Below are 18,470 nucleotides of genomic sequence, written 5' to 3'. Positions count from 1 at the left end.
CCCGGCACATACCCCTACAAGCCGGAAAAAAAATCTGACAAAAAATTAAAGCTTAGTAATCTTCACGGCTAAACAGGTAACCTAGTGTCAGGCCCACATAGTAGTTTTTAGTATTGGTGGCCTTGGTACGGTCAACGTCTATCACCCCCTTGGCGTAATTAGCGCTAACGATGAAGTGGTTGTTGAACTCTAATCCCAGCAAGCCATTAAAACCCGCATCCCAGGGCAGAATACGGATTACAGATGGATTATCGTTGGCCGAGCGGGAGAATTGAACGTCGCGGGAGTCTTTGGTAACGGTAGCTCCGTTGCGGCTCACTTTATACTCGTACCGGCCATTGAGGCCATAAGCGCCGTAAAGACCAGCACCTACCAACACTCTGCCGATCCCGATTGGCTGTTTATACACCAGGTTCACAGGCACTTCAAGATAACTTAAGCGCATACGGGTGCCAGAAGTAATATAAGTATCGGTAAGGTCGGGCTGTGCCTGGGCCATGGGTGTGAAGGTGGTGCCTTTGGTAACAAAACGCAGGCTGGACTGGAGGTACAGGTTGTTGGGAGCCAGCGGAAAATTGAAAAGGAGATCGACGTGTACACCATTCACAGGTTTTGTGAAGGAAGCAACATTGCTATAGTCGCTACGGTTCTGATTGTTGAACGACAGATCCGCAATAGAGTACCCCGCCTGAACGCCAACGCTAACCTGGGCCTTGCTCACGGCTACTACGCAAGTGCTGAAAAGAAACGTAAAGGCAAGGGAGATGCCGTAAAATTGTTTCATAAGTGCTCTTGTTATAAGTGCTTCGATAAATGTTCTTCGCCTGGGGGTGTTTGCTGCAATCACCGGGCAACGGCTGTTATCCGCGCTCGATCATGATGTCGGTGTTTAGTAGGTATCAGTTTGGTGACCGGTTTTAATTTCAGCTCTGCCTCTGTTTTCTCATTAGGGGTAGGATAGCGAACAAATTAGGTATATAAAGGTTGGTGATTTTTTCCATAAAAAATATCCAGCCAACGACATCAGCATTAATATTTATTTTTTTAATGCTTATGTCGCGGCTGGATATATATCCGATGCCGTTATGTATCAATGAATTAGCGGCCGAATTTGTAACCTACGGAAACACCGAAGGAGTTAGTGCGGGCAGCGTTGTCGCTATCACCGCCCGGAGCCAGGTTGATGAAACCCATTTCCGCGTGCAGTACGAAGTTCAGGCCATTTTTCAATTCGTAACCTACCTGCAGGTTACCGCCGGAGTCGAACCTTTTCAGGTCGTGATCCATTTCGTCTGATCCAAATTCGATATCGTTGTCGCCAGATTTACCGGACAGCGCCCACGCGAAGTAAGGACCCACGCCGAGGATCATATTACCTGTACCCACTTCTGGTTTAAAGAGGAAGTTAACGGGTACGTTCAGGTAGTGCAGGTTTGTTTTGTAAGAATAGTCGAGACCAAAAAATTCGCCGTCTTCTTTACCGCCTTTGTTAGCGTACAGGAGGCTTGGCTGAACATAAAAATCGTCGGCTAACGGAATATCGGCGGTGAAACCGGCCCTTACGCCCACTTTAAGATCTGAGGTGTGTTTTTCGCCACCCAGTTTAGATGTCATACTTGAAAAGTTCGGACCTACTACGATGCCGTATTTCACCTGTCCAAAGGAGAGACCTGCGATAAACAGCGCCGCGGCTGATAACAGTACTTTTTTCATGGTCGTGTTGTTTATAATTGGTTTTAAATTAGGCGTATTTAATTACATAGTGCGCTTTCGACGCTATCTGTATTACCGGCCCAACATAAAGCCTACAGAGAAGCTCAGCACCCTGTGTTTGTTCTTGTCGTTCCTGCTGTCATCTTCACCGGACAGGATCTTAGCAAAACCCAGGCCATATTGCGCAGATACGAGCACGTTACCGAATTCGAGGCCGGCCATAATGTTACCACCCCAGTCGAAACGTTTGTATTTGTTGAAGCCCTGGTTAGGGTCGTCGTTGTTGAACGGGGTATCGTCATCCCACTCGATATTGTCTTCGCCAGTTACTCTCAGCGCGCCGGTACCGAGTGTATATTTGTTTTTACCTGCTACACCGAAAGCCGCGTAAGGACCAACACCAATAAAGAATTTGTTGCTGCTGCCTTCACCTAACGGTATCTTACCTACGAAGTTTACGGGAATCTCAATGTAAGATGGATTGGTGGTTGATTTAAAATAGTCTGCATCATCGGAATCACCTCTTTCGAGTTTAGAGCCTTTAGTGGAATAGAATACTCCTGGTTGGATCGATAAGATTTCAGACAGTGGAAAGTCTGCGATCACACCTGCGTTCCACGAAGGAAGCATTTTGTTATTGTCTACTCCGCCGTCATTATTTACAGTGATGTTTGAAAGGTTTAAACCGCCTTTAACGCCTACTCTCACCTGCGCATTCACGCCTGCTGCGAATGCTACAGCAGCAATGGAACATAAAATTTTCTTTGTCATAACCTTAAATTTAAACTGATTTGATTGTTTTGGTTTTGATATGTTAACATAAAGCCAAAGACTGTGCCAAAGCACATCAAATGTGTTACAATCAGCTAGAGATCAGTTTATTAGGAAGGATTATGCGTTAAGCTATCTAGTGGTGTTACTCGTAGTTTGTTTGTCCAGATGTTGTAGAAAACCGATCAATTGTTCCACGCCCAAACGTTTCGCGATGATCTTTTTCTTTTCGTCCAGGAGGTATATTACCGGCGTACTGTATACGTCGTACAGGCGGCGGTAGTTTGTTTTTTGTTGCGCATCTAAAGCATGTACCCAGCCGGTGAGTTTATTCTTATGAATAAAGGCGCTCCACTCTTCTTTGGTGCCTTCTGTTTTAACGCCCATCACTGCAATGCCCTGGTTTTTCCACAATGCTTTATAGGCAGAATCGATGCGGGGAATTTCTGTTTTGCAATGGCTGCAGGTGGGGTCCCAAAACACCAGCACGGTGTATTTGCCTTTTACATTATATAACGAAACAGGTTTGCCGGTGGAGTCTTCCATCACCAATGGTGGCGCGGGCTGCCCAATCAGGTTAGGTGCAATGGTATATGCGCGGGCAATGATCTTGTTCTTCTGCTCCTCGGTCAGCCAGGTGGCATCGCCAGGTACATAATATTTTTCAACGAGATGCACGAACACGGCGTCCATGCCCATGTATGGCGACGTTTCATAGGTGTTCGTAAGCCACCAGAGCGTAAACTTGAACATCTCCTTATCGGCACGGGTCTTGGCTAACAGGCGGTCGGCTTCGGCATTTACGGAGTCGGCTTCGGGTACCACTAACTGCGAGAAGTACTTTTGCAGCTTGCCTTCATAGATGGGCGTGCGTACCAGTCGGCCGTCGGCCAAGTCGGTATTGTCCCAGTAATGCGCTTTGTAGTATCGGTAAGGGAAAGTGGAATCCGCGGTACCGTCAGCCTTTTTAGGCAGGGTTTGCGGTACTTCCGGTTCTTTCATCAGCTTAAAGATAGAAGTGAGCAACGCTTTAGGATGCTGTGTTACAATTTCTTCTCTTTTAGTATTGATCCTTTTAAACAGCTCGGCCTGTAAGGGTACTGCCTTCGCGGTATCTGCCTTTGTTTTTTGCTGCAATAAGCGCTGCAGCTCGCGGTTTTCGGGCTCCATGGCCGAAAGGAACTTATTGTAAGAGAGGAACAGGTCGTTATCGGGAGAACCCATGTAAACGGTACCGGTCATGAGGTTGGCGGTATCGACGGTCATGGAAAACGTTTGTTGCTTATCAAGCAGCATTTCGAAGTAGCGCTGGCGGCCGGGCATTACTACAAGATAAATGCCTCCGGGCGTTTTTTCTTTTCCTTTGAGCACTGCTACACCGTTTGGGCCGATCTGGGTAGAGTCCATCAGATAGGTACTTTTACCCATATAATGGCCCAGGTACAGCGTACCCTGCTTGTAATCCTTCATTTTCACGGTGATCTCATACCCCTGCGCGTGCAGTACGGCGCAGCAGAAAAGGCTAATGGCGGTAAGTAGTAGTTTTTGCATAGGAATAGTAAAAATAGGAAAAATGGTGAACTTGTTTTCTTGTTACCTTTGCACCCGTGAGAAAAAAGAATGTAATTCTGGAAAACGTCCCGGTAAGTGGTTATGCCGCAGAAGGTAAAGCCCTGGCCCGGAAAGACGGTAAAGTAATATTCATTGAAGGTGGCGTGGTGCCCGGCGATGTGGTAGACGTGCGTCTTGGTAAGAACAAGAAGGACTGGGCCGAAGGTAAAGCCGTTCGCTTCCATAGCCTGTCGCCCGATCGTACCACCCCGTTCTGCCAGCACTTTGGCGAATGTGGTGGCTGTAAATGGCAGATGTTGCCGTACAGCATGCAGCTGCAACATAAACACCAGCAGGTGGAAGATCATCTTACCCGTATTGGTAAGATCGCCCTGCCGGAGATCAGCCCGATTATGGGCGGTCAACTCACCAGTCATTACCGGAACAAACTGGAGTTTACGTTTTCCAACAAGGCCTATCTCACCCAGGCCGAAATGGACGCCGCCGCAGGCGAGGAAATTCCCCGCCGCAACGCGATCGGGTTCCACATTCCCAAGCTGTTCGATAAGGTATTGGACATCCAGCAATGCCACCTGATGGCGGAGCCGGCGAATCTTATTAAGAATACTATTCGTGATTACGCAGCTGCCAACGACCTGTCCTTTTTCGACATTCGTCAGCAAACCGGCTGGTTGCGCAACCTCGTATTACGCATTTGCACCACCGGCGAGGTAATGGCCAACCTGGTTATTTTCCATGAGGATAAAGAAGCGCGCATCGCCCTGCTGGACCATCTTTTAAAGGCAGTGCCTGCCATTACGTCGCTGTTGTATACCATCAATCCAAAGAAGAACGACAGCATTTTTGACCTGGAGCCGAAGGTGTATTACGGCAAAGGGTATGTAGAAGAAAAACTGGAGGACTTCGTTTTCAAGATCGGTCCGAAGTCGTTTTTCCAGACCAACACCTACCAGGGCGAGCGGCTCTACCAGGTTACACGCGAGTTTGCCGGCTTAACCGGCACGGAAGTAGTGTATGACTTATACTGTGGCACCGGCAGCATCGGCATCTTTGTTTCCCGCCAGGCACGGAAAGTAATTGGTATTGAGCTGATCAAAGAAGCGATTGACGATGCGATCATCAATGCGGAACAAAATAACGTGACCAACGCTACTTTTTATGCCGGTGACGTGATAGATATAGTGGACGATGCTTTCTTTGCACAACACGGCGCGCCAGATGTGATCATTACCGACCCGCCCAGGGCCGGAATGCACGAAAAGCTGGTGCAAAAACTGCTGGAAGTGGGCGCTCCCAAAATTGTATATGTGAGCTGCAACCCGGCTACCCAGGCCCGCGACCTTGCCCTGCTGGACGTGATGTACAGCGTGGAAAAAGTGCAGCCCGTAGATATGTTTCCGCATACGCACCACATCGAAAACGTGATTTTACTGAAGAAAAGATAATTTTAAATACAACAAACGAATCCAGCGAATCATGAACGATTACAGGCCCGGAAACTTTTCTATACTGCCGGTGGTTATCAAGAACCTGATGATCATCAATGCCCTTATTTACTTTGCGACCATCACCATGCCCAAAGAAATACAGGTTTGGATAGATCATATGTTTGCCCTGCACTATGTAGGGTCCGACCTGTTTAAACCGCACCAGATCGTTACGCATATATTTATGCACGGCAGCTTCGGCCACCTGTTCAATAACATGTTTTCGCTCTGGATATTCGGTTCCATCCTGGAGAATTATGTAGGCCCTAAACGTTTCCTTACATTTTACATGGCTTGCGGCATTGGTGCGGCACTGTGTTATATGGGTGTAGTCGCCTGGGAAAACCACCAGTTGACGATCATGGCCAACCAGTTCCTGAACAATCCTACTTACGAAAACCTGCTGGACCTTGAAAGGAAGTTCAATTTGGGTTACATTACCAATAAAGGGATAGATGGCCTGTTGGCGGCATTGCATGCCAATCCGAACAACGTTACCGCTATCGATACCGGCCGCTTCTTCGTAACCGATGCGGTGGCCGCATACCGCAACATCCCGATGGTGGGCGCTTCCGGTGCGGTATATGGCATCCTGTTCGGCGCCGCATACCTGTTTCCGAACATGCTGCTGTACATTTACTTCCTTTTCCCGGTTAAACTCAAATACGCCGCCGCGTTCATGATCATCATGGAGGTTGTAATGGCGGTTCAAAACAATCCCGGGGATAACGTAGCCCACTTTGCCCACCTCGGTGGGGTGTTGTTCAGCTTCCTGTTATTACGGGCCTGGACCAGGCGGGGCCGGCAGTAACACCGTTACAAAACATTAAACATAGCTGCTTTTTTTCATCGATCCATCTTGAAAGCAGGGCACGGATTTTGAAACTTTGAAAGGATGGATTCTTTAAATTTGTAAACAAAGCATTATGGCTATGCACGCTGTAGAAAGAGAACAGACTTCCCGGCTTTCCCTCGGGGAAGAAAAAAATATGGTCACCAATTTATTGGTTGTTAACCTGGCTATATTTATCCTGGTTCAGTTTACGGACATCATTTATAAAATGGAAAATATGGCGCCAGACGCATTCCCGCGGGATGTTCTGGCCAATATCCGCGTACCGGCGCATCTTCCTACATTTATTACGCATCCCTGGACCGTGCTCTCGGCTATGTTCGTGCACCTACGCGTGATCGATATTGTTAGTAACATGATCTGGCTATGGGGCTTTGGCACCTTGCTGCAACAGCAGGCCGGTCACCGTCGCATATTGCCGGTTTACCTTTTCGGCGGCCTTACCGGTATTGCATTTTACCTGGCAGCCATGAACCTGCTGCCGCCGTTTATGGCCATTCGTCCCGGCGCATACATGGCGGGCGCGCACGCCAGTGTAATGGCGCTGGCAGTAGCCGCAGTCATAATCGCACCAAAGTACCGGATTCTTCCGACGCTGTTAGGCGGCATTCCTTTCTGGATCGTTTTTATGATCTATTTTGCCCTCAGCATTGGCGCACATGCTGCCGACAGGGCTGACTTGACGCATTACCCTTATCTGTTGGGTGGCGCTCTTTTCGGGTGGCTGTATGCAGCAAGACTTAAAAGGGGTAAAGACATCGGTGAAGGCTTTAACAAAGCGGTTCACGGCATCAGCCACATGTTCCACCCCAGCGAGCAACGCGTTTACAATCCGGACCAGATTCCCGGAAGCATCTACGCAAAAAAGGAAACCACCCCTTTCCGCAGGGTAGGCAAGGTGCCAGAGCATCGCCTCGACGAAATTCTTGATAAGATCAATCAATCCGGTCTCGACTCCCTTTCCGCAGAGGAAAGGGAAATACTGCTGAGAGCGAGTGATGCAGAGGGCGGAGCCTGATTTTTCCGTACATAAATAATTCACACATAATTTGGTTAGGGAGTGCTATTTTAGTGCTCCCTAACCTCTTTTAACGTGAATCTATTCAAGACCATCATCCGGCGTTTGTTATTATGGGTTAATGTTGCCCTCGCCGCCGGCCTCTTATTTTCAGCGTATGCTCAATACATTCGCCCCAACAAGTTCTGGCCGGCAGGTTTTGCCGGGTTTGCATTCCCCTTTTTACTGGCGTTATGCGCCGGTTTTCTTGTACTGTGGCTGTTTTACAAAGGCAAAAAGCGCTATTACATATTTATTTCGCTCGGCGCCATCCTGCTGAGCATGAAAGCCATTCTGCAAAGCTGGGCATTTCACCCGTTTCATTCCAGCCCGGCACCCAGTGAGCTGAACTTTACGGTGATGTCGTTCAACTGTAGCATGTTCGGCATGCGCGATTACCAGGACAACCCGGCGCTGCGGCTCAAAATGTATGAAATGTTGCAGGACGAGCGGCCCGACATCCTGTGTATGCAGGAGTTTTACAGTAACGATGATCCGACGAAGCTGCACAATTTCGACTCGGTACGCATCCGCGGAGAATACCCGCATCATTACTTTTCGAAAGACTTTACCCGTTGGGATACCTGGCACTTTGGTACCGCTCTTTTCTCCCGCTACCCCATCGTAAGCGCGCAGACGATCGCGTTACAAGGTGGTGCGGAAACCGAAAATATGATCCGGGCAGATGTGGTGATCGGCGGGGATACCGTTCGTATACTTAATGCACACCTGAAGTCGTATCAGTTTAACCAAAGCGATTACTCCAGCCTTGGCGCTGTTAATAGCGGTGACCTGAAGCAGGGTCGTGGTGTAGCGGGAAAAATGAAGGCCACCTTCCGCATACGCGCCATGCAGGCGGATATTGTCGCTTCGGAAGTAGCCCGCAGTCCGTACCCGGTGATCGTGACCGGCGACTTTAATGCCATTCCCGTTTCCAACACCTATCGCACTATACGCGGCGACATGAAGGACGCCTTTCTGGAATGTGGCTTCGGCTTTGGCCGTACCTTTGCCAGCCTGGCCCCTACCCTGCGTATCGATTACATATTGCCCGACAAACGCATCCATGTAAAAGATTTTCGCATTAACCGCCGGTTCCGTTACGAACACTTTCCCATTACAGCTACACTTAACCTGAGAGATTAAAAATATTTGTTGCTGCGGGCAAACCGGCCCGCAGCAACACTTTTCATCACTCGCACAGCCCCGTTTCACCCCATTTCCGCCTTCCTTTTTCCTTTTTTCCATTAAATTTATACCCGGCGATCACCAAACACTAGGCGTTGAGATTCTTACGATTATTCACAAAAGGCTTCTTTCTGACTGTAAATATTACAGCCGTCATTTTCTTTTTAGTATCATGCCTGGCCCCGTTTGTGTCACCCGCCCGCTTCTGGCCCATCGGATTCTTTTCCCTGGCGTTTCCGTTCCTGTTCCTGGTGATGGTGCTGTTCACAGTGTTGTGGCTCATCTTTCATCCTAAATATGCGTTGCTGCCTATAGTGGCAATGCTGATCGGCTGGAAGTCCATTTCCTCGTTCGTGGCATTTAACTGGCCGGGGCACGCGCAACCGGTGGCAGATAGTACCGTCAAACCGTTTACGGTGATGAGCTACAACGTAGCGCAGTTCGGCCTGTACCGCGATAAAAACAGCGAACCTACCCGCAAGGCGATGTTCGACCTCATCAAAAAAGAGAAGGTAGACATCCTGTGTATGCAGGACTTTTATACTTCCGAGAAAAAGGGCGACTTCAATAACCGGGAAGATATTTCGCGCACGATGCACCTTCCGTTCCGCTTCTTTTCCAGCGACTTTAACCGTAACGGTTCGCAGCACTGGGGCTCCATCATCTTTTCCAAATACCCGATTCTTAAGTCGGATAAAGTAAAGCTGGACCTGGGGCCTATGGGTGAGAGCCTTATTTATGCAGATATCATGCGAGAAGGCGATACCATTCGTGTAGTGAATATGCACCTGGAGTCGTACCGCTTTAACAGGGAAGATTATAAGTCGATCGAGAAAATAAAGAAACAGGAAGATACGGGGCTGGTAGCGGCCAAAGGCATTGTACAAAAAATGAGAGAGGCTTATGTGAGGCGAAGCAAACAGGCCGAACTGGTGGCTGGCTTTATTAGCGCAAGTCCGCACCCGGTGATCGTTTGCGGCGATTTTAACGACACGCCGGCCTCTTACACCTATTTCAAAGTGAAAGGCAAACTGCAGGACGTGTTCCTGGTAAAGGGCAACGGGATTGGCCGTACATTTAACAGCCTGGCGCCCACGTTACGGATCGATTATATTTTTGTGGATCCAATGTTCGACGTGCATAGCTTTAAAAGGATCGACAAGAGCGGCCTGTCCGATCACTACCCGGTTATTACCCAGCTTTCTGTACAGGGCGAAACGGATAATTAACCGCCGCCCCCCTGCGCAGAACATTCCTTATATTTGCAATCCGCCCGAAAATGTAGAAATTCGGTCCACGATAATTGAATATGTCAGAATTTAAGATACACAACTCGCTTACGAGGCAGAAGGAAGTTTTTACGCCACTGTACCCTGGTCACGTAGGCATGTACGTTTGCGGACCTACCGTATCCGGTGAGTCGCACCTGGGCCACGCGCGCCCCTATATCACCTTTGACGTAGTTTTCCGTTACCTGCAACACCTAGGCTATAAAGTACGCTATGTGCGCAACATCACCGATGCCGGCCACTTCGAGGAAGAAGGCCGTGCAGCCGAAGATAAAATTGCCAAAGGCGCCCTGCTGGAAAAACTGGAACCCATGGAACTGGTGCAGAAGTACACCAATCTTTACCATTGGGCCATGTTGCAGTTCAACTGTATGGAACCTAGCATCGAACCTACCGCCACGGGACATATCACCGAACAGATCGAAATGATCCAGAAAATCATTTCGCAGGGATATGCTTATGAAGCAAATGGCTCGGTGTATTTTGATGTGAAGAAATACGCAGAAAACTATAAATACGGCATCCTGAGCGGCCGTGTGCTCGAAGATATGCTGGAAACCAGTGTACGCGAACTGGAAAACCAAAGTGAAAAACGTAACAACGTAGACTTTGCCCTCTGGAAAAACGCACCGGCAGAACACCTGATGCGCTGGCCAAGTCCATGGGGCTACGGCTTCCCGGGCTGGCATATCGAATGTTCGGCCATGAGCGGCAAGTACCTCGGCACCCAGTTCGATATTCATGGTGGTGGCATGGACCTGCAGTTCCCGCACCACGAGTGTGAGATCGCGCAGAGCGAAGTGGCGCACGGAGAGCTGATGGCGCGTTACTGGATGCACAATAATATGATTACGATCAACGGTCGTAAAATGGGTAAGAGCTATAACAACGTGATCAAACTCACGGAAATGTTTGCCGGCACGCATCCGCTGCTGGAAAAAGCTTATGCCCCGATGACCATCCGTTTTTATGTATTGCAAACGCATTATCGCAGCACGCTCGACTTCTCCAACGAGGCATTGCAGGCGGCGGAACGTGGCTTGCAGCGCCTGTGGGATGCATACGAAACGTTACAGAAACTAAGCTACACCGCTAACGGCGGAGCACTGAACGAGGAGTTGGACAAACAGGTGCAAACGCTTTGCGCGGAATGTACCGAGTACATGAACGATGACCTCAACACAGCCAAGGTGATGGCCAACCTGTTCGAACTGGCACCGGTGATCAACTCGTTGCGTCATGGTCAGATTAAAATGAGCGAGATCAGCGAAGCCACCTTTAACCTGTTGAAAGAAACCTGGGAAACGTACCTGATCAAGATACTCGGACTTGTGCCGGTACAGGCAGGTGACAGCAACAAACTGGGCGAAGTGTTACAACTGCTGATCGATATCCGTAAAGAAGCGAAAGCGCGTAAAGACTACGCAACTTCCGATAAGATCCGCAATCAGCTGCTGGACCTCGGCATTCAACTGAAGGACGAAAAAGACGGTACCGTTAGTTATACTGTAGAATAAACAAGAAGACATGCAAAAACTGAAGTGGATAACGGGAATGGCCTTGTTACTGGCAGCCTGCCAAACCAAACCCAAACCGGCGGAAAATAATAATGAAACCGCCACCACAACGATTAATACTGCAGGCGTACCGGCATTTTCTGCTGATTCTGCCTATAGCTATGTAGCGAAACAAGTGGCGTTCGGCCCGCGTGTACCGGGTACCAAAGCGCAAAAAGAATGTGCCGCCTGGCTCATTCAAACCCTGCGCCCGTTGTCGGATACCCTGTACGTACAGGAAACCACCGTTACCGGTCCACAAAAACAAAAACTGCCTTGCATCAATCTCGTTGCCTCGTTTAACCCGGGCGCTAAAGATCGCGTGCTGATACTGGCCCACTGGGATACCCGTCCATGGGGCGACCAGGATGCCTTCGATAAAAAAACAGCTATTGATGGCGCAGATGACGGTGGCAGCGGTGTTGGTGTGATGATCGAGCTGGCCAGGCAGTTTCAGCAAAAGAAACCTGCGGTAGGCATCGACCTGCTGTTTACGGATGTAGAAGACTATGGCGTGTCCGGCGTGGAAGATAGCTATTGCCTCGGCACTCAATACTGGGCGAAGAACCCGCATGTAAAAGGTTACAAAGCCAATTACGGCATCCTGCTCGACATGGTAGGCGCACGTGGTTCCCAGTTCTTCATGGAAGGCTTCTCTAAGCGCGACGCTTATGGCCCTATGAAAATGTTCTGGGATGTAGCCAACCAACTCGGTTACTCACAGTTCCGTTATGAAAATGCGCAGGATGTTGCTATCACGGATGATCACTATTATGTGAACACGCTTACCGGCATTCCTACTTACGATATTATTGCCTTGCAGCAGAACGGCGACTTCGCACCGCACTGGCATACTGCAAACGATAATATGCAGATCATCGACAAAAGCACCCTCAAAGCCGTGGGCCAAAGCCTGTTGCAGGTGTTGTACACCCAGCCACTGGCCTACTAACTGCCCGCGGATAAATGATCCGCTATGGCGAAACGAACTAACATACCGGCACCCGTGGAGCTGGCCTACTTAGACCATCTTCGCAAGGACAAACGCCTGAATAAAATACTCAATGAGCCGCTGGCCGTATTGCCTATCAAACGCAATATCGCCCTGCGGCTTATCGGTTCTATCATGTCGCAGCAACTCAGCGTAAAAGTGGCCGAGGTCATTTACAAGCGTTTTCTGGCACTTTACGGCGGCAAAGAACCTACTGCCACTCAAATATTAGCCACGCCCCCGAAACGCTGCGCAGCATTGGCTTATCCAATGCGAAAGTCGCATACGTACAAAACGTCGCACGATTCGTGATCGACGAAAAACTGACCGATAAAAAGTTACACAAGCTAAGTAACGATGAAGTCATCGCTTACCTCACGCAAATAAAAGGCGTAGGCCGGTGGACGGTGGAAATGTTGCTCATGTTCTACCTCGGCCGCGAAGATGTATTTGCAATTGATGATCTGAACCTGCAGCAGTCAATGATCAAATTATATAAACTGGAAAAGCTGGATAAAAAAGCGCAGAAGCTGAAGATGCTGGAGATATCTGCGAAGTGGACGCCTTACCGGACGCACGCTGCGAGATATTTGTGGGGGTGGAAGGATGGGAAGTAAAACCACTGCTGAAGTGAGTGACACAACGGCGGCTGAGGAAAGATATGAAGCTGGCTAACAAAAAAGAAAACGGAGAAGGAAACCCCTTCTCCGTTTTTTATGATCTACTTAGCGATCTTCAATTCATTGATAATGCTGGTGGCACCGCCCAGTTTATCGATGCACCAAAGCACGTAGCGCACATCCACACAAATGGTGCGGTTGTACACCGGGTCGAACTGGATCTTGTGGCTGAGGGCTTCGTAGTTGCCATCGAAAGCCAGGCCGATCAATTCGCCATTACCGTTGATTACCGGGGAGCCGGAGTTACCGCCGGTAATGTCGTTGGTGGTGATGAAGCCAACTACGAGGTCGTTCTTCTTCGCATCTTTATACTGACCGAAATCTTTCTTTTTGTAAAGATCCATCAGCTTAGCGGGGAGATCGAACTCATAGTCGCCTGGTTTGTACTTTTCCATTACACCGGTAAGCGTGGTTACGTAGTCGTACGACACGGCGTCGCGCGGTTTGTAAGGTTTCACCTGGCCGTAGCTGAGGCGCATAGTGAACGTGGCATCAGGATAACGGCTGGCGTTAGGCTCGCGGGCGATAACGCCTTTAAGGTACAGGCGGCCCAGTTCGGCATTGCCATTTGTGAAAATGCCAAAGTTAGGCGCGTATTTGCTGATGTAGTTCTTAGAGAAGGCAGACGCGTAATTATACGCCGGATCGTCCTGCAGTTGGGCGTTGTCCGGGTTAGCGATAAACGCTTTCCATTTGGCGTCGTTAAAGATCATCGTGTTGGCGAACACGTGAGCAGCCCAGGTACGGAACGTTTTTTCATCGTTCAGGTCACCGAACTTCTTCACGGCTTCGTAGAAACCGATCGGGTGCTGATCTTTCGGGATATCGTTGTAATACATCATCGCCGTGGTGGCCATGATTTTTACATCACTTGGTTTATTTTCTTTCGCCAGGAAGTTAGTGCGTGCTTTATCGGCGGCAGCAATGGCTTCTTTTACACCCTGCCTTTTGGCGAGTGCATTTTCCAGCTGCATGAGCGAGCCGGCGAAGGCGGCGAGCGGAGAACCATAGATGCCTTCATTCAGGTACACACGCACCTTCGCGTAGGGCGTCCAGTCTTTGTACAGTTTTTCGTACTGGCTAAAGATGTTCTCGTACTCAGGTTTTCCTTTTGCCCAGGCGATGAACGCAGCTTCCTGCTTTTGTTTCTGACCATAAACGTCGTACTTCAGCAGTTGTTTGCTTTCACCGTCGAAGAATTTCCAGTAGTTCGCAATGCCTGCATAGCTGGAAGCCAGTTGCAGTTTCACGGCCGGATCTTTCTTCATTTCTTCGAACATGTATTTCAGGCGGATGTCGCGCAGGTTTACAGTGGAGGGGTTTTCAATATCGGTTTTAAGTTTTACGCCGTAAGAAGTTTCGTAACGGTTGGTACCACCGGGATAACCGTAAATCATGGCGTAATCGTTTTCTTTCACACCTTTGATCGATACCGGCAGGAAGTGTTTAGGCTTCATCGGTACATTGTCGGCAGCATATTCAGCGGGTTTACCGTCTTTACCGGCGTACACGCGGAATACGGAGAAGTCGCCGGTGTGGCGCGGCCATTCCCAGTTATCGGTATCGCCACCAAATTTACCGATGTTTTCGGGCGGCGTACCTACCAGGCGAACGTCGTTGTAACGTTCATAGATGTACATGAGGTACTGGTTGCCTTTAAACAAAGGGCTGATGCGTGCTTCCTGTGAAGGAACGGTTACCGCATTTTTGCTGATCTCGGCGATCGCTTTTTGTACGGCAGCAGCTCTTTCTGCGCCGGCGAGGCCTTTAGCGGCGGCTTCCACCTGGGCAGTTACGTCTTCTACTTTCAGCAGGAATTGTACAGACAGCCCTTTCGCAGGAATTTCCATTTGTTTGGACGTAGCGTAAAAGCCGTCTTTCAGGTAGTTATGCTCCACCGAGCTGGCGCTGGCGATTGCATCGTAACCACAGTGGTGGTTAGTGAAGATCAGGCCTTCGTTGCTCACGATTTCGCCGGTGCAACCACCGCCGAAAATGATAATCGCATCTTTTAAAGATGATTTATTAATGCTGTATAGCTGCTCTTTGGTGAGCTTCAGGCCTTTTTTGACCATGTCGTTATATACCTGCTGACCGAGAAGGTAGGGTAACCACATACCTTCATCCGCCTTCGCCAGGTGGCCTGCCAGGAGCAGCAGGGCGACGAGTAGCTTTTTCTTCATAAATATTAGCGTATTGATTTTGTCGTAAAAAGGAGCCAAACCTAGCTAATTTTTTGCTAACGACCCATTTAATAAGGGATAACATCGATTTTAACGATGAACTGCGGTCATATAGCGGATAAAAATGGAACATGATTTGTACTACTGCTGACCTAAAACTAACTGATCATGCAACACTATTTATTGATACTGGCCGCCACCGCCCTGCTGTCGTGCCAGGAAAATAAAGCCTCTCATACTACTTCCACCGACAGCTCCAACGAGAAGATCCACGAAGGGGCAGCACAAATCAGGGAGGGTATGCAGGAAAAGGCAGATACTGCCGGCGCGTACTTTAAACGCCAGCGTGATAAAGCCCAGGCGGCACTGGAACGCCAGCGCGACTCCATCGACGAAAAATTAGATGAACTAAAAGACGATAATTCGAAGCGTGCCGATAAAGCCCGCGAACGACTGAAAGCGAACCGCGAGAAGTTAGACGAAAAGCTGAATGATGTAAAAAATGCAACCGTTGAAACCTGGGATAAAACCCGTAGAGGAGTAGATACTTTCTTCCAGCGCTCCGACCGCGAATGGCAGGAGTTTAAGCGGGATTTTAAAGAGTTGTGGCGCTAAAAAGCGCTGTTCATTGTGAGGCCTGCCGCGGTATCGTGGCAGGTTTTTTTATTTGAAGTTATAATATACGCTTCCGCTCTTGAAGGAACCCGTCGTTAACTCCGGCACAAAGGTTTTCACTTTAGAGATACCGGTAGCAATATCAAATATGAACTCCACTTCTTTCTCGCTGTAAGTACAATCACGGCAGAAGCGCGCAGTGCGGAGGAAGTGATAATGGCCATCCTTCGTTTCATCTATCAGGAACAATTTATTCTGATAATCGCCATCCATAAACTTCTCCACGATGTACGGTACCCCGTTGCTGTAAGAGATCTTTGTTTTCTTTGCCCTGGTATTGATGAAGAAGTTATTGGCAGCAAGATTAACCGCCTGTACATACGGTTTTAATATGTACGTATACGTTACCACGATCCCTTTCAGCTCTTTTAACTGGCTGCCTTCCTTTACATACAGTACTGAATCGAGCTGATAATTCTGGCGATAAGGCACGCTGTAGTCCATGATGCCTACAGACATGAGCTCCTGCACCGGCGGGGCGGCATCTACCAGCTGCTGCACACTTTTCACAGCGGCAGGCGCGGTCACGTTCTTCGGAGCGGTATTTCCGGGAAAGAACATCACATGAATAAGGTAACCCGGAGCAATGGCGGCATCGCGTACTTTGCGCTTGGTGATGACGCTATAGGATGTACATTTTTTCTTCGTAATACTATCTGCTAACTCTGCTTTCGTAAGTGTGTACCCCGTGCTCTCTTCTAATAATAGGTGCTGGCCGAAGGCTGGTGTTACCATTGCCAGACAGGCCAAAATCGGTATAAATTTCATTACGGTCAGTTTGCTGCATGCCTCAATCAGGCTGACTTCCAGGGGGCAAAGTATAACATTTCGTTAATATTGTAAACTTTACCTGAAAAGAAAACGGGTAAAAGGCGCTTTTATGCACCCTTTACCCGTTAAACTATCGTTAATGTGATATGCTTACTTACCCAGTTTCCAGCCGCTGCGGTACTCGCGTTTCACGAACTGGTTAGCAGGTTCGAAGTTGGTGATCTTCATGTTTGGACCATCCCACAGCAGTTTAATACCACGACCAGGGAATTTGCCGTCTGCATCTTTGTAGTCAAAGCTGCGGATGGCGAGGTTGCCCATCAGCACTGTTTCTGTCAGCGGACCGGCAATTTCGAACGGAGAGCTCAGTTCTTTTTTACCGTAACCTGCGATACAGGCGTTTACCCACTGTACGTAGTGGCCTTCCGGAACGCGTGCGATGGTTTGCTTTACGTTTACTTCCTTCGTACGGGAAGTTGGCAGCAACGTTGGATACATACCGTAAGTACCACACATCATTTTACCTTTCGTACCGATAAAGATTACGCCGCTCGTACCATCACGGTCGCCCATTGGCTCGTTCGGGCCCAGTTCTTCCGGACGCGCAGGTTTTAAACCGCCATCGATCCAGTTCATGTAGACAGGTTTACCGTTTTTGCCCGGGAACTTCAGCCTTACGCTCGAAGACGGAGGACAGCTTTCGGGGAAGTAGCCGCGTTTGAACTCATCTACATACACGCTGCCTACGCTACATTCTACTTCGGTAGGATAACCCAGGTCGAGGATGCGGAAAGGCGGCTCGATGATGTGACAACCCATGTCGCCCAATGCACCGGTACCGTAATCCCACCAGCCGCGCCAGTTAAAAGGCACCAGTTTATCAACATACTCTTTATAAGGAGCCGTACCTAACCACAGGTCCCAATCCAGTTCTTTAGGCACCAGGCCTTTATTGGCTGACCAGGGAATACCTTGCGGCCAAACGGGACGGTTAGTCCAACAGTTCACTTCGGTAACCTCGCCGATGAGGCCTGCACGGTACCACTCCATCAACTGGCGTACGCCATCGCCGGATGCACCCTGGTTGCCCATCTGTGTAACTACTTTATATTTTTTCGCGGCTTCTGTCAGCACACGTGCTTCGTAAATATCGTGGGTAAGTGGTTTTTGAACGTATACGTGTTTACCGAGTTGCATAGCTGCCAGCGCCTGTATGGCGTGGTTATGATCCGGGGTAGACACGGTAACGGCATCTATATTTTTATGCTCTTTGTCCAGCATTTCACGGAAGTCTTTGTAATACTTCGCTTTCGGGAACGCTTTGATAGAAGCGGCTGCACGCCTGTCGTCCACATCGCAGAGTAATACGACGTCGGCCGGACCTTTAGCAATCTCCGCCAGATCGCTTTGACCTTTACCGCCTACACCGATGCCGGCTACGCGTAATCTGTCGCTGGGTGCTGTATAACCTTTACCTCCTAATACGTGACGTGGAACGATCATGAAACCAGCTGCCACTGCGGCGCCGTTCCTCAGAAATGATCTGCGGGAAACCTGGTTTTCCTTAGTTGTTTTCTCCTGAAGCATGAGTGGATAATTTTGAATCAATATAAAAGAAAATCAATTCAAATAATAATTTCCGGTATAAGTGGAAAACGGGCTATTTTTGAAACCATCATCAAAA

At 49.0% G+C, this 18,470-nt stretch carries 15 protein-coding genes and 1 pseudogene; 9 read left to right on the top strand and 7 right to left on the bottom strand.

Annotated elements, in window-relative coordinates; translation table 11 throughout:
- Positions 1 to 52 precede the first annotated feature (52 nt).
- The 4 genes from MKQ68_RS22970 to MKQ68_RS22955 all read right to left on the bottom strand — a co-directional run bounded on the left by MKQ68_RS22970 (position 53) and on the right by MKQ68_RS22955 (position 4,035).
- Positions 53 to 784, bottom strand: coding sequence for a porin family protein (locus tag MKQ68_RS22970; RefSeq protein WP_264281111.1), 732 nt, complete (start codon positions 782 to 784; stop codon positions 53 to 55).
- A gap of 314 nt (positions 785 to 1,098) precedes the next feature.
- On the bottom strand, positions 1,099 to 1,713 hold the full coding sequence (locus MKQ68_RS22965) for a porin family protein (RefSeq protein WP_264281110.1): 615 nt from the start codon (positions 1,711 to 1,713) through the stop codon (positions 1,099 to 1,101).
- 72 nt (positions 1,714 to 1,785) lie between these two features.
- Positions 1,786 to 2,484, bottom strand: a complete 699-nt coding sequence (locus MKQ68_RS22960; protein ID WP_264281109.1) for a porin family protein — start codon at positions 2,482 to 2,484, stop codon at positions 1,786 to 1,788.
- A gap of 132 nt (positions 2,485 to 2,616) precedes the next feature.
- Positions 2,617 to 4,035 carry a TlpA family protein disulfide reductase gene (locus MKQ68_RS22955; protein WP_264281108.1) on the bottom strand — a complete coding sequence of 473 codons (1,419 nt, stop codon included), beginning with the start codon at positions 4,033 to 4,035 and terminating at the stop codon, positions 2,617 to 2,619.
- Positions 4,036 to 4,091: 56 nt separating this feature from the next.
- On the opposite strand from MKQ68_RS22955, the gene rlmD reads away from it, so the two are divergent.
- From rlmD to MKQ68_RS26005, 8 genes and pseudogenes are all read left to right on the top strand, one after another.
- Positions 4,092 to 5,501 (top strand): 23S rRNA (uracil(1939)-C(5))-methyltransferase RlmD, encoded by a 1,410-nt coding sequence (rlmD, locus tag MKQ68_RS22950; protein ID WP_264281107.1) that lies wholly within the window; start codon positions 4,092 to 4,094, stop codon positions 5,499 to 5,501.
- 31 nt (positions 5,502 to 5,532) lie between these two features.
- Positions 5,533 to 6,354 carry a rhomboid family intramembrane serine protease gene (locus MKQ68_RS22945; RefSeq protein ID WP_264281106.1) on the top strand — a complete coding sequence of 274 codons (822 nt, stop codon included), beginning with the start codon at positions 5,533 to 5,535 and terminating at the stop codon, positions 6,352 to 6,354.
- A 115-nt stretch (positions 6,355 to 6,469) separates the two neighbouring features.
- Positions 6,470 to 7,414 (top strand): rhomboid family intramembrane serine protease, encoded by a 945-nt coding sequence (locus MKQ68_RS22940; protein ID WP_264281105.1) that lies wholly within the window; start codon positions 6,470 to 6,472, stop codon positions 7,412 to 7,414.
- A gap of 75 nt (positions 7,415 to 7,489) precedes the next feature.
- Entirely contained in the window at positions 7,490 to 8,599 is a 1,110-nt protein-coding gene (locus MKQ68_RS22935; RefSeq protein WP_264281104.1) for an endonuclease/exonuclease/phosphatase family protein, read from the top strand.
- Between the two features lie 137 nt (positions 8,600 to 8,736).
- Entirely contained in the window at positions 8,737 to 9,870 is a 1,134-nt protein-coding gene (locus MKQ68_RS22930; RefSeq protein WP_264281103.1) for an endonuclease/exonuclease/phosphatase family protein, read from the top strand.
- Positions 9,871 to 9,950: 80 nt separating this feature from the next.
- A complete protein-coding gene (cysS, locus tag MKQ68_RS22925; RefSeq protein ID WP_264281102.1) occupies positions 9,951 to 11,447 on the top strand; it encodes a cysteine--tRNA ligase in 1,497 nt (498 codons plus the stop codon).
- Positions 11,448 to 11,457: 10 nt separating this feature from the next.
- Positions 11,458 to 12,438, top strand: a complete 981-nt coding sequence (locus MKQ68_RS22920) for a M28 family peptidase (RefSeq protein ID WP_244836580.1) — start codon at positions 11,458 to 11,460, stop codon at positions 12,436 to 12,438.
- A 24-nt stretch (positions 12,439 to 12,462) separates the two neighbouring features.
- A pseudogene (locus tag MKQ68_RS26005) lies at positions 12,463 to 13,094 on the top strand (DNA-3-methyladenine glycosylase family protein).
- Positions 13,095 to 13,198: 104 nt separating this feature from the next.
- Here MKQ68_RS26005 and MKQ68_RS22905 read toward each other — a convergent pair.
- Entirely contained in the window at positions 13,199 to 15,340 is a 2,142-nt protein-coding gene (locus MKQ68_RS22905; protein ID WP_264281101.1) for a S46 family peptidase, read from the bottom strand.
- 168 nt (positions 15,341 to 15,508) lie between these two features.
- Here MKQ68_RS22905 and MKQ68_RS22900 point away from each other — a divergent pair, with 168 nt between their 5' ends.
- Positions 15,509 to 15,955 (top strand): hypothetical protein, encoded by a 447-nt coding sequence (locus MKQ68_RS22900; protein ID WP_244836577.1) that lies wholly within the window; start codon positions 15,509 to 15,511, stop codon positions 15,953 to 15,955.
- 48 nt (positions 15,956 to 16,003) lie between these two features.
- Here the strand turns inward: MKQ68_RS22900 and MKQ68_RS22895 are convergent, their stop codons facing one another.
- Together MKQ68_RS22895 and MKQ68_RS22890 are read right to left on the bottom strand one after the other, a co-directional pair.
- Positions 16,004 to 16,783: a hypothetical protein gene (locus MKQ68_RS22895; protein ID WP_244836575.1), complete on the bottom strand. Its 780-nt coding sequence runs from the start codon at positions 16,781 to 16,783 to the stop codon at positions 16,004 to 16,006.
- A 153-nt stretch (positions 16,784 to 16,936) separates the two neighbouring features.
- Positions 16,937 to 18,373 carry a Gfo/Idh/MocA family protein gene (locus MKQ68_RS22890; protein ID WP_264281100.1) on the bottom strand — a complete coding sequence of 479 codons (1,437 nt, stop codon included), beginning with the start codon at positions 18,371 to 18,373 and terminating at the stop codon, positions 16,937 to 16,939.
- Between the last annotated feature and the right edge of the window lie 97 nt (positions 18,374 to 18,470).

Origin of the sequence: Chitinophaga horti (assembly GCF_022867795.2) — a bacterium.
GTDB classification, from domain to species: Bacteria; Bacteroidota; Bacteroidia; order Chitinophagales; family Chitinophagaceae; genus Chitinophaga; species Chitinophaga horti.
Note: the sequence above shows the minus strand (reverse complement) of the source record. Positions and strands in the feature narration are given on the sequence as shown.

Coding starts and splice junctions, on each gene's coding strand:
- MKQ68_RS22970 (WP_264281111.1), bottom strand. CDS start 784: ATGAAACAATTTTACGGCATCTCCCTTGCCTTTACGTTTCTTTTCAGC.
- MKQ68_RS22965 (WP_264281110.1), bottom strand. CDS start 1,713: ATGAAAAAAGTACTGTTATCAGCCGCGGCGCTGTTTATCGCAGGTCTC.
- MKQ68_RS22960 (WP_264281109.1), bottom strand. CDS start 2,484: ATGACAAAGAAAATTTTATGTTCCATTGCTGCTGTAGCATTCGCAGCA.
- MKQ68_RS22955 (WP_264281108.1), bottom strand. CDS start 4,035: ATGCAAAAACTACTACTTACCGCCATTAGCCTTTTCTGCTGCGCCGTA.
- MKQ68_RS22945 (WP_264281106.1), top strand. CDS start 5,533: ATGAACGATTACAGGCCCGGAAACTTTTCTATACTGCCGGTGGTTATC.
- MKQ68_RS22940 (WP_264281105.1), top strand. CDS start 6,470: ATGGCTATGCACGCTGTAGAAAGAGAACAGACTTCCCGGCTTTCCCTC.
- cysS (WP_264281102.1), top strand. CDS start 9,951: ATGTCAGAATTTAAGATACACAACTCGCTTACGAGGCAGAAGGAAGTT.
- MKQ68_RS22920 (WP_244836580.1), top strand. CDS start 11,458: ATGCAAAAACTGAAGTGGATAACGGGAATGGCCTTGTTACTGGCAGCC.
- MKQ68_RS22905 (WP_264281101.1), bottom strand. CDS start 15,340: ATGAAGAAAAAGCTACTCGTCGCCCTGCTGCTCCTGGCAGGCCACCTG.
- MKQ68_RS22900 (WP_244836577.1), top strand. CDS start 15,509: ATGCAACACTATTTATTGATACTGGCCGCCACCGCCCTGCTGTCGTGC.
- MKQ68_RS22895 (WP_244836575.1), bottom strand. CDS start 16,783: ATGAAATTTATACCGATTTTGGCCTGTCTGGCAATGGTAACACCAGCC.
- MKQ68_RS22890 (WP_264281100.1), bottom strand. CDS start 18,373: ATGCTTCAGGAGAAAACAACTAAGGAAAACCAGGTTTCCCGCAGATCA.